Below are 11632 nucleotides of genomic sequence, written 5' to 3'. Positions count from 1 at the left end.
ACCGTCTTTCAGTCGTTAAATTCCATGCCCATGCGCAGGCACCAGTCTCGGAGAAGTCCAAGTTGCGGATGCGAAAGCGCTGCACTGAGATAGCGGAACGTTCTCGGCATATGTTTCATATAACCGGGTTTTCGATCCCGTTCCAACAGCCTCACCCAGATACCGGCAAGCTTGCAGTTGCGCTGTGCCGACATGATGGCGAAAGCCTTGAGGAAAGCGGCCTCATCGAAAGAAGCCGTGTTTCTTCTGCTCTCGATATAGTGCGAAAGCAGGCGCGCTTGCAGCCCGGGTTCGATGGTAACGCGGGCATCCTGCACGATGGAAGCGACATCATAGGCAGTCGGGCCGATCATCGCATCCTGAAAATCGATCAGGCCGACTTGCCGTATGCCGCTGTTCTGCGGCTGCCAAATAAGGTTGGGTGAATGGAAATCGCGCAGCACAAGTCCCGTCTCACAGTCGGCTAGCTGGTCGACCAGCCGGTCCCATAAAGCGTAATAGTCGCTTTTTTCACTATCGGTGAGGGGTTTGCCGCGTTTATGCGGCAGATACCATTCCGCCAGCAGCGAAACCTCGATCTTCATCGCCTGCCGGTCGAAGAGGGGGACCTCATAGGCGCTGCCGTCACCCACTGGCAGCAGGTCGGGCCGCGGGGTCTGGTGAAGCGCCGCGAGACAGGCGACGCTTTGCAGATAGCGGTCCTCTATCGGCGTCCCGTCAGGCGCCAGCACGCCCTCCTGCCCGAGGTTTTCCAGCAGGAGAATGCCCTGATCGGTATCCGCCGCCAGAATCTCCGGCGCGCAAAAGCCGCTATTTCTCAGATAATTGCCAATAGCCACGAAGGAACGAGCATCCTGGGCAAGATGGGCGATTTCCGCATAGGTTTTGCCATCAGCGACGATCGCTCCCCGCATGGGGCGTCGCCAGTCCATCAGGATAAGATGCCGGCCACCAGTTGAAACGGTCTCATAGGCGCGTGTAGAGGCGTCACCGCTCAGAAAGCGCCGGGCCGCGTCGCCCCTGCCCGTTTTTGCGAGAAATGCGCGGATGGCGAAAACGCGTTCAAGCCGTGCTTTCAGTTTTGCCGGAGCCTCGATGGAGGCGAGCCGCCCTTCGCCGGAATGTGTCAGCGTAAGTGTTACGGTCTGTTCCGGCGGTAGAATCTCGGCGGCGATATCCGGCCACTCGATCAGGCAGATGCCGTCCTCCAGCATCTCATCGATGCCGAGTTCGTCCAGCTCGGAAACATCCGAAAGCCGATAAAGATCAAGATGGGCGACCGGAATGCGGGCGTCATAAGTCTGGATGATCGTGAAGGTGGGGCTCGGCACTTCGAGATCGGGCTCATCCGCCATCGCGCGGATGAAGGCTCGGGCGAGCGTCGATTTGCCGGCGCCGAGATCACCGATGAGTGCGAGGCAATCGCCGGGTTTCAAAGCCAGTGCGAGGTCTTCACCGAGCCTGATGGTGTCCTTTTCTCCCTCGAGAGGAATGGTGATCGGCAAGATGTCTTCGCTCATTCTGCGGCGATGGAATGCGGCCGTGTGCCGGAAGGAATGCGGCAGGTGACGATGGTGCCGTTGCCGGGCCGGCTGTCGATGCTGACCGTGCCATGGTGCAGGCTGACAAAGCTTTCCACGATGGAGAGGCCAAGCCCCGCACCGGTTCGCCGCCCGCCATTACCGCGCGTCGCGAAGCGGTCGAACACGCTCTTCAACATGTCTTCAGGAATGCCGGGACCCTTGTCCGCCACCGAGAACACGAAGTCACCTTCGCTGCGCTGGCAGGAGAGCTGAACCGAAGACCCTTCCGGGGCGAAATTGATCGCGTTGGTCAGCAGCTTGATGAGTATCTGCTTCAGGCGCTGGTGATCAGCCACGAGACTGCCGAGATGGGTCGGCGCGATGATCTCGAGCGAAATGCCGCTCTCCTGCAGCCGGTCGGCGATCTGTACAGAAACGTCTTCAAGCAATTCGTTCAGATCATTGTCCGAATAATTAAGCTGCATGATGCCGGCATCCACGGTCGCGAGATCGAGAATGTCGTTGACGATGGTCAGTAGTACGGAGGATGAGGTGGAGATATGATCGAGATACTCCGCCTGCCGGTCCGTCAATTGTCCGATGCCCGGTGTTTTCAGTAGATCGGTGAAGCCGATGATGTTCGTCAGCGGCGAGCGCAGCTCGTAGGAAACATGCTGCACGAAATCGTTCTTCAGCTCGTCGGCCTTCAAAAGCGCGTCGTTCTTTTCCTTGAGCGCCCGCTCGGCCCGCACGCTGTCGGTCATATTGACGAAGGTCAGCATGGTTTGTGCATCCGGCAGCGGGATGATGGCATAATCGAGCACAAGGCCTGAAAGCAGTTCCAGCGTCCCCTGCCGCGAGGGCCGCTCATCATCGAAGCTGGTGATGAACTGGCTGAAGGCGCGCCAGCCGTCCGGCCTGTCATAGGATGGCGCGCAGGCGGTTTCGATAGCGCGGATATGGGTGCCGGTCTCGGCCTGTTCCGCGGTCACGCCCCAGAGCGCCCGGAATGCCGGGTTGGAGAGGCGAATGCGTCCATCCGCACCGAATACGGCGACACCTTCGGCCAGATGGTCGATGGTTTCGCCCTGCACCTTCACCAATGTGTTGTAACGCATCTGCAGGTCGACCTGCTCGGTCAGGTTCTCGAAAACCCAGGTCGCGCCGCCCTGCGGATGGGCGGTTGCGATAACCCGCAGGGTCTGGCCGTTCGGCAGGTGCCAGAGATCGGTCTTGGTATCCAGCGAACGATAGACGGAGAGCGCTGTCTCCTTCCAGTTCTTCCAGTTCAGCTGTTCCGGCAATTTGCCGGCGGTGCGCAGCCTGTCCAGAAGCTCGGAATTATCAGGACTGGATTCGAGGAAAACGAGGTCGAAACCCCAGAGAGCCGCGAAAGCCTGATTGTAGAATTGCAGCCGCTGCCGGCCGTCGAAAATGGCGACGGGTGTTGCCAGATGATCGAGCGTTTCAGCGTGGCTTTTGAGAACCCGCTTGAGTTCCTCGCTGATGGTTTCGGCTTCCGTTGCGTCGATAGCGATGCCAGCCGAGCCGCCAGCTGTCTTGATGTCAACGACGTCAAAGAAGGTGCGGTTTCCGGAAACAACCGTCGAAATACGGTCGTGATAGGGTGATTCGGGTGTTGCGGCCGCGCGTATCTTCTGCCGGGTAACCGTGTTCAGCAGCTCGCGTTTTTCATGAACGGCCTGGTCGGCGTCACGTGCATCCACGGCATGCGCATAAGCGTGGTTGACCCAGGTGAGTTCGCCTTCGCCATTGCGCCGCCAGACGGGTTGTTCGATGGAATCCAGAAGCTCCTGAAATGTGGAAACCGAAGCGATCAGGCGCTCGCGCTCCACCTGCAATTCAGCCAGTTCCGCGCGCAGATTGTTGAGCGCGATGAAACGCGCAAAGGCATTGCCGCCGGAAACCCGGCCTTGAACTTCAATGACTTCGCCGCGCTGCGTTTCAATGGTCAGATCGAAACTCTGCGCGTGGCTGCGGAGTTTTTCGATGGATTTTTCAAGCTGGCTCGCGGATGCCGGTTTCAGCCAGCGGCCAAAGGCCAGAAAATCGTGATCCGCCTGCGGCACACCCGTTTCGGCCGGCAGCTGCCCCAGAAATTCGGGCCGCTTGTCTGCGCCGTCCCAGATAACGATGCGGCGGCTCTTGTCGGAAATCAGCGCCTCGTATTTCGCGATCTTGTGGTGGGACTGGGCAAGCGCCTGACGGTATTCGCTGCTCTCCGCCTCGATATTGCCGCGCTGGCGCACCAGCCAGACAACGGAAAACAGCGTTGCCGAAAGCATGCCGACGAAAAGCGAATAGGTGATGGTTTCTCCGGATGAAAACAGCCGTGCGCCGGTCTTTGCCACAAGCCCGTCCTGCGCCAGCGCCATGCTTGCCGAGCCGGCCAGAAACGTGCCCGACATCAGAACGGGAAGCCTCGCAAAGCCTGTCCGAACCGCACTGAATACCAGCCGGCAACGCGCAAGAGCCGCGCTCAATGCCACGCCCGCATGCGTGTTTTCAACGCGTTGAACTGTCTGCTTGCGCAGATCCGAATTGTGAACCGTCATCCCCGGTCTGTCTCCGTCCTATGTGCCGCATCTTCGACAAGACATCCCATTTCGTCCCCGCCGCCCTTTGGCGTGTCCGAATCAAGTCTGATGACAATACCGTCTTCATAAATCTGCGGGAAGGGAGCGCGCAAAAAAGATGCCGTGCGCTTTGTCAAGCGCACGGCATCTAGATATTGTGTAATTTCAGTGGATATTAACTATGAAATTAATATCTGTAGTGTTCCGCCTTGAACGGACCTTCCTTCGAGATGCCGATATAATCTGCCTGAAGGTCGGAAAGTTCGGTCAGGCGCACGCCAAGCTTCTCGAGATGAAGGCGCGCAACCTTCTCGTCGAGGTGCTTCGGCAGCACGTAAACCTCGTTCTTGTATTCGCCCTGCTTGGTGAAGAGCTCGATCTGGCCCAGCACCTGATTGGTGAAGGAAGCCGACATCACGAAGGACGGGTGACCGGTGGCGTTACCGAGGTTCAGCAGGCGGCCTTCGGACAGAAGGATGATGCGATTGCCCTTCGGGAACTCGATCATGTCGACCTGCGGCTTGATGTTCGTCCACTTGAGGTTACGCAGTGATGCGACCTGAATTTCATTATCGAAATGGCCGATATTGCCGACGATGGCCATGTCCTTCATCTCGCGCATATGCTCGATGCGGATCACGTCCTTGTTGCCGGTGGTGGTGATGAAGATATCAGCGGAAGAGATGACATCTTCCAGACGAACGACTTCGAAACCGTCCATGGCGGCCTGAAGCGCGCAGATCGGGTCGATTTCGGTGACCTTCACGCGGGCGCCGGCGCCCTGCAGGGAAGCGGCCGAACCCTTGCCCACGTCGCCGTAACCGCAGACCACGGCAACCTTGCCGGCCATCATCACGTCGGTTGCGCGGCGAATGCCGTCCACCAGCGATTCCTTGCAGCCGTATTTGTTGTCGAACTTCGACTTGGTGACGCTGTCGTTGACGTTGATCGCCGGGAAGGGCAGCAGGCCCTTCTTGCTGAGGTCGTAAAGACGGTGAACGCCTGTCGTCGTTTCTTCGGTGACACCCTTCAGCGCGTCGCGCTGCTTGGTGAACCAGCCAGGGGAAGCCTTGAGGCGCTTGTTGATCTGCGCGAAGAGGATTTCCTCTTCTTCCGAACCGGGATTGGACAGAACGTCCTCGCCGGCTTCAGCGCGTGCGCCGAGCAGGATGTACATGGTGGCGTCGCCGCCATCGTCAAGGATCATGTTGGAGAGGCCGCCATCGGCCCACTGGAAGATCCTGTCGGTATATTCCCAATATTCCGTCAGGCTTTCACCCTTGACGGCGAAGACCGGAATGCCGGCTGCTGCAATTGCCGCCGCCGCATGATCCTGCGTCGAGAAGATGTTGCAGGAGGCCCAGCGAACATCCGCGCCCAGTTCCTTCAGCGTCTCGATGAGAACGCCGGTCTGGATCGTCATGTGAAGAGAGCCGGTGATACGAGCGCCCTTCAGGGGCTTGCTTTCGCCGAATTCCTTGCGGCAGGACATCAGGCCCGGCATTTCGGTTTCGGCAATGTCCAGCTCCTTGCGGCCGAATGCGGCAAGGTTGATATCGGCGACGATGTAGTCCTTCTCAAGGCTCATGAAGTTCTCCAGATCAGAAACGCCGCGCCTTGCGGCCCGGCTTTTAAACGTAGCTGCGGTTTAGCAGGCCACGAACGATCTGGCAATGATGATATAAAGAAGTCTTTATGTCTTTATATGGTGCTGATTCAGGCTTCTTCGCCGAAGCGGTCGGCGACCAGCGCCTCTAGCGCCTCGAGCGCTTCTTTCGCCTGATTGCCGCTTGCCTCGACATAGACGCTGCATCCGGGGCTTGCGGCCAGCATCATGAGACCCATGATGGAGGTGCCGCCAACGGTCATACCATCCTTGGAAACCGTGATCGTCGCGTCGAACCCTTCGACCATCTGCACGAATTTGGCGGATGCCCGGGCGTGGAGACCGCGTTTATTGATGATCGGTAGTTCCCGGGTGAATGGCGACATGGGCTGACTTCTCACTTGCCGCTTAAAACGCGGCTGGCGACGTTGATATATTTGCGGCCGGCATCGGATGCATCCTGAAGGGCCTTGTCCATATTATCTTCGCTGCGAACGCCGGCAAGCTTGATCAGCATGGGAAGATTGACCCCTGCGATGACTTCGACATTGCCATTATTCATGACGGAAATCGCGAGATTGGAGGGCGTGCCGCCGAACATATCAGTCAGGATGATGACGCCATTGCCGTCATTGGCGCGCGCAACGGCGTCGATGATATCCTGCCGGCGCTGATCCATGTCGTCTTCGGGACCGATACAGACCGTCTCGATCAATTTCTGGGGACCGACGACATGCTCCAACGCATGGCGAAACTCCTCAGCCAGCTTGCCATGGGTGACAAGCACTAGTCCGATCATGAAATGCTCCCTTGCACACGCACTCTCATTGCCGACTATCGCAACGCGGCAATCCTGTCCATCGGTGGGATTTCATCTTGATGAGGAAAATGCGAATCGCAAGCCTAAAATCGCCTGAATCATGGTCACTTCACATTCGTTTTAAAAAGATTCTGAGCAAGTGCAGCAAATTTTCCATAGGGCGTAAGACTGGAAAGCGGAATACGTAAGAGCGGAAGATGCCCGCCGCAGGGCAGCAACAACACCTCGTCATCTTCTGGAAGTCTTGGGTTTTCGGGTGAAAGAACTGTCGTGACGGCGAAATGTAGTGGCGCGCGCGCAATGCTTTTCAACGAAACAATGCCGCTGCCGCGCAATTCCAGCAGCCCGGCGATTGTTTCCGGCCGCTCGGCGATGATGGTTTCGCCATCGCGATACACGAAAATCTGATCGTCCGCGATCAGAGCCGCCTGCAATCCGCAGCGTTCAGCCTCCGTCAGGAAGCTGAAGGCAAGCTCGCTTTTGCCGCTGCCCGACGGTCCGGTAAAGAGGATGCCGGTGTTTTGAACGACGATGGCGGTCGCATGCAGGTTGAAGCGGTCAGCGTTCATGGGTTTCGGCCGCCGGCAGCGACAGGGTGAAGCGCGCGCCGGAAATCACGCCATATTTATCAACGACATTTTCCGCCCGGAGACTGCCGCCATGGGCTTCGGCGATCTGGCGGCTGATGGAAAGGCCAAGGCCGGAATTCTGGCCGAACCCTTCGCTCGCCGGCCGGTCGGTGTAAAAGCGCTCGAAGATCCGGTCGATATCTTCCGCCTGAATGCCGGGCCCGTTGTCCTCCACCTGCACGATGCAGCGATCCTTGTGACGGGAAAGGCGCACGGTGATGCGGCCACTTTCCTCGGCAACGAAGGAGCGCGCATTCTCGATGAGGTTGGTGACGATCTGGCCGATGCGGAGATCGTGACCGTTCACCACGAACGAGGTCTTTGCGCCCGCTTTCCGGTCGACAGAATAGTCAATCGTCACGCTTTTCTTTTTGGTGCTGATCTGGCGGGATATGTCCACCAGACCCTTCATCAGCACATCGAGATCAAGCGGCGAGGCGTCAGCACGCGCCAGCTCGGCATCGAGCCGCGAGGCATCCGAAATGTCGCTGATCAGGCGGTCGAGACGGCGCACATCGTGGAAGATGATTTCGGTCAGGCGCTGCTTGGACTCTTCGGTCTTGGCGCGCGGCAGGGTTTCAACGGCGCTGCGCAGAGAGGTCAGCGGGTTCTTGAGTTCATGGCTGACATCGGCGGCGAAACTTTCGATGGCATCGATACGGTCGTAGAGCGCCGTCGTCATTTCACGCAGCGCAATCGAGAGATTGCCGATCTCATCCTGGCGCGCCGAGAAATCCGGTATCTCCTCACGGGTCCTTGCCCCACGGCGCACGCGGATCGCGGCGGCCGAAAGGCGCCGCAGGGGCGTGGCGATGGTGGAGGACAGGAGCAGCGACAGCACGATATTGACGAGTGTGGCAATGCCGAAGACGCGCATGATCGCGAGGCGCTCCGCATGCACGATCTTGTCGATATCGCCCGCCTGCGTCGACAGAAGCAGAACGCCGAGCACGGCCCGGAAGCGCTGTACCGGCACAGCCACAGAAACGATCAGCTCGCCCTTTTCGGTCACGCGCACAACGGCACCACGCACGCCGGTCAACGCATTCATCACTTCCGGATAGATCGAGCCGTCACCGCCCGGCGCTTCTTTGTATTGCGGCAGGCTGCTCGGCTGCAGCATGCGGTTGAACATGCTGGTAAACCAGTCGCCCCAGGTCTGGGTTTCCGGCGTCACCGGCGGCAGATCGAAGCGCAGCACCTGGCCGCGCGAATAAAGATGGCGGGAATCGAGCAGCAGGTTGGCATCGGCATCGAACAGCCGTGCGCGGGTGCGTGTCGGTGAAATCAGCCGCCGCAGCACCGGCGCCACCCGTTCCGGATTGATCGGGAAACTTAAGTCCTCGTCATTGGGGGCAGGGGTAATGCTCTGCCCCGCCTGCAATTCGAGCAGCTTTTCCGGATTGATGGTGATCGAGTTGGTGTCAACCGAGGCGGAAGCCGAGACCGCACCGGCGATGATTTCGCCCTGCGTCAACAGGCTCTCCACGCGCGCGTCGATCAGCCCTTCGCGGAACTGGTTGAGATAGAGAATACCGCCGACCAGAACAACCGTTGCCGCAACGTTGAAGAAAAGAATGCGGCGCGTGAGGCTGGAAAACACCGCATTACCGAAAATGCGCCGGATGATCGTCAGCGGATGGATACGATGGCGGCGCTCGCTGCCGCGTTCTTCGGCATCGTCACTATCCGAGACGGTTTCCGGCGTTTTCTTCAACACGTATTCTAGTCCTCGCCACCACTCTTCGGGTGGTCTCTTCCGATTTGCGCGCCGGTTCAGGCCGCTTCGCGGAAGCGATATCCTACGCCATAAAGCGTTTCAATCATATCGAAGTCGCCATCGACCAGTTTGAACTTCTTGCGAAGGCGCTTGATGTGGCTGTCGATGGTGCGGTCGTCCACATAGACCTGTTCGTCATAGGCGGCATCCATCAGCGCGTCGCGGCTTTTCACCACGCCGGGCCGCTGCGCCAGCGAATGCAGGATGAGGAATTCGGTGACGGTCAGCGTCACCGGCTCACCCTTCCAGGTGCAGGTGTGGCGTTCCTGATCCATGGCGAGCTGCCCGCGCTCCAGCGTGCGTGCTTGCTGGTCGGCGGTCGGCTTCAGCACGCTGCCGGTTGCGGCGGAAGCCTCGCGGCTGCTGGCGCGGCGCAGGATGGCTTTCACGCGTTCCACCAGAAGGCGTTGCGAGAAGGGCTTGGTGATGAAGTCGTCCGCACCCATCTTCAGGCCGAACAGTTCGTCTATCTCTTCATCCTTGGAGGTGAGGAAGATAACCGGCAGATCCGACTTCTGGCGAAGGCGCCGCAAAAGCTCCATACCGTCCATGCGTGGCATCTTTATATCGAAAATGGCGAGCTGCGGCGGACGGGCGATCAACCCGTCGAGCGCGGAGGCGCCGTCGGTATACGTTTCGACCCGGTAGCCTTCGGCTTCGAGCGCGATCGATACCGAAGTCAGAATATTCCGGTCGTCGTCGACAAGCGCGATCGTCTGCATGTAGTTGGTCTCCATCGTCATTTTCTCGTAACTCCCGACATTCACCCAGCCAAGGTTGCGCGCCGCGAGCCACTCTCTTGAGTATAAAGGTGGAACAAATTGTGGCAAAGGAAAACTCGCTGCCAAATCGCCCGGCAGGAGTGAGGGGATTTTGCGGAAAGGCCGCCGTTGGATTTTAATGCGTCTTCAACCGATTTAAAAAGAAATAAAATCTTTTAAATCGATTAATATATTGAAATCACTAAGTTTTTTAAAGTCTGGCTCTTGCGTTTCCAAAAACCGCCACGTATTTTCCGTGGAAATTTCAACGGCCTTATCGTCATTAACAAGGAACGCGTCATGAACGAGCTTGGGGTTCATAATCCTGCCAATGGAGTTGCAGAACTCGGACTGGGCGAGGCCTCCCGCGTCTTTTATAACCTCAATGAGAGCGAATTATACGAAGAGGCGATCCGCAACGGTGAGGCCGAACTGACCATCGATGGTGCGCTTCGCGCCGTCACCGGCCAGCATACGGGCCGTTCGCCGAAGGACAAGTTCGTGGTCCGCGACGCCTCCACCGAAGACACCATCTGGTGGGATAACAACAAGCCGCTGTCGCCGGAAAACTTCGAGCTGCTGCGCCAGGACATGCTGGCCCATGCCGCTGGAAAGACCCTCTATGTTCAGGACCTGATCGGCGGCGCCGATGAGGAAAACGCTCTGCCGACCCGTGTCGTCACAGAGCTTGCCTGGCATTCGCTGTTCATCCGCAATCTGCTGATCCGTCCGAAGCAGGAAAAGCTTTCGGGCTTCAAACAGAAGCTCACCATCATCAACCTGCCGAGCTTCAAGGCCGATCCCGCCCGTCACGGCGTGCGTTCGGAAACCGTCATCGCCTGCGATCTCACCAACGGTCTCGTCCTCATCGGCGGCACCTCCTATGCCGGTGAAAACAAGAAGTCGGTCTTCACGGTGCTGAACTATCTGCTGCCGGCCAAGGGCGTCATGCCCATGCATTGCTCGGCCAATGTTGGTCCAGAAGGCGATTCTGCCGTGTTCTTCGGCCTTTCCGGCACCGGCAAGACCACGCTGTCGGCTGATCCGTCGCGCACGCTGATCGGCGATGACGAGCATGGCTGGGGCGAGCACGGCATCTTCAACTTCGAAGGTGGCTGCTACGCCAAGGCGATCAAGCTTTCGGCTGAAGCCGAGCCGGAAATCTACGCCGCGACCCGCCGTTTCGGCACGGTTCTCGAAAACGTAGTGCTGGACGAAAACCGGGTTCCTGATTTCAACGATAACTCGCTGACGGAAAACACCCGCAGCGCCTATCCGCTGCACTTCATTCCGAATGCATCGGAAACGGGCATTGCCGACCATCCGAAGACGATCATCATGCTGACGGCGGATGCCTTCGGCGTGTTGCCGCCGATCGCCCGTCTGACGCCGGAACAGGCCATGTACCACTTCCTCTCCGGTTACACTGCGAAGGTTGCAGGCACGGAAAAGGGCGTGACGGAGCCGGAAGCGACGTTCTCAACCTGCTTCGGCGCACCCTTCATGCCACGCCACCCGGCGGAATATGGCAACCTGCTGCGCGAGCTCATCGGCAAGCACGGCGTGGATTGCTGGCTGGTCAATACCGGCTGGACCGGCGGTGCCTACGGCATCGGCAAGCGCATGCCCATCAAGGCGACCCGCGCGCTTCTGACGGCAGCGCTGACCGGCGACCTGAAGAATGCGGAATTCCGCACGGACGCGAATTTCGGTTTCGCGGTGCCGCTGTCGCTTGATGGCGTCGATAGCGCGATCCTCGATCCGCGTTCGACCTGGGCCGATGGCGCAGCCTATGACGCGCAGGCGAAGAAGCTGGTCTCCATGTTCGTCACGAACTTCACCAAGTTCGAAGATCACGTCGATAGCAAGGTTCGCGATGCTGCACCGGGCCTGCTGCTTGCGGCTGAATAAATAGA

9 protein-coding genes are annotated in these 11632 nt (G+C 58.7%); 1 reads left to right on the top strand and 8 read right to left on the bottom strand.

Features of this window, described 5'->3' with window-relative positions:
* Positions 1-8 precede the first annotated feature (8 nt).
* From tsaE to chvI, 8 genes are all read right to left on the bottom strand, one after another.
* Positions 9-1520, bottom strand: coding sequence for a tRNA (adenosine(37)-N6)-threonylcarbamoyltransferase complex ATPase subunit type 1 TsaE (tsaE, locus tag WDZ78_RS15300; protein WP_425673495.1), 1512 nt, complete (start codon positions 1518-1520; stop codon positions 9-11).
* Positions 1517-4099, bottom strand: coding sequence for an ATP-binding protein (locus WDZ78_RS15295; protein WP_425673494.1), 2583 nt, complete (start codon positions 4097-4099; stop codon positions 1517-1519). The genes tsaE and WDZ78_RS15295 overlap by 4 nt, the downstream gene beginning before the upstream one ends.
* A gap of 208 nt (positions 4100-4307) precedes the next feature.
* Entirely contained in the window at positions 4308-5708 is a 1401-nt protein-coding gene (gene ahcY, locus WDZ78_RS15290) for an adenosylhomocysteinase (RefSeq protein WP_020010684.1), read from the bottom strand.
* Positions 5709-5836: 128 nt separating this feature from the next.
* A complete protein-coding gene (locus WDZ78_RS15285; protein ID WP_020010683.1) occupies positions 5837-6112 on the bottom strand; it encodes an HPr family phosphocarrier protein in 276 nt (91 codons plus the stop codon).
* Positions 6113-6123: 11 nt separating this feature from the next.
* The gene (locus WDZ78_RS15280) at positions 6124-6525 is read right to left on the bottom strand and encodes a PTS sugar transporter subunit IIA (protein WP_003505374.1); all 402 of its coding nucleotides are present in this window, start codon (positions 6523-6525) and stop codon (positions 6124-6126) included.
* A 125-nt stretch (positions 6526-6650) separates the two neighbouring features.
* Complete coding sequence (locus tag WDZ78_RS15275; RefSeq protein WP_020010682.1) at positions 6651-7115, bottom strand: HPr kinase/phosphorylase; 465 nt, start codon at positions 7113-7115, stop codon at positions 6651-6653.
* Entirely contained in the window at positions 7105-8895 is a 1791-nt protein-coding gene (gene chvG / locus WDZ78_RS15270; RefSeq protein ID WP_026363717.1) for a two-component system sensor histidine kinase ChvG, read from the bottom strand. Before chvG ends, WDZ78_RS15275 begins: the two co-directional genes overlap by 11 nt.
* 56 nt (positions 8896-8951) lie before the next feature.
* Positions 8952-9677, bottom strand: coding sequence for a two-component system response regulator ChvI (gene chvI, locus WDZ78_RS15265; RefSeq protein WP_003505377.1), 726 nt, complete (start codon positions 9675-9677; stop codon positions 8952-8954).
* A 339-nt stretch (positions 9678-10016) separates the two neighbouring features.
* On the opposite strand from chvI, the gene WDZ78_RS15260 reads away from it, so the two are divergent.
* The gene (locus WDZ78_RS15260) at positions 10017-11627 is read left to right on the top strand and encodes a phosphoenolpyruvate carboxykinase (protein WP_425673493.1); all 1611 of its coding nucleotides are present in this window, start codon (positions 10017-10019) and stop codon (positions 11625-11627) included.
* Positions 11628-11632: the final 5 nt, after the last annotated feature.

This window comes from Agrobacterium sp. M50-1 (genome assembly GCF_049843495.1).
GTDB classification, from domain to species: domain Bacteria; phylum Pseudomonadota; class Alphaproteobacteria; order Rhizobiales; family Rhizobiaceae; genus Agrobacterium; species Agrobacterium radiobacter.
Note: the sequence above shows the minus strand (reverse complement) of the source record. Positions and strands in the feature narration are given on the sequence as shown.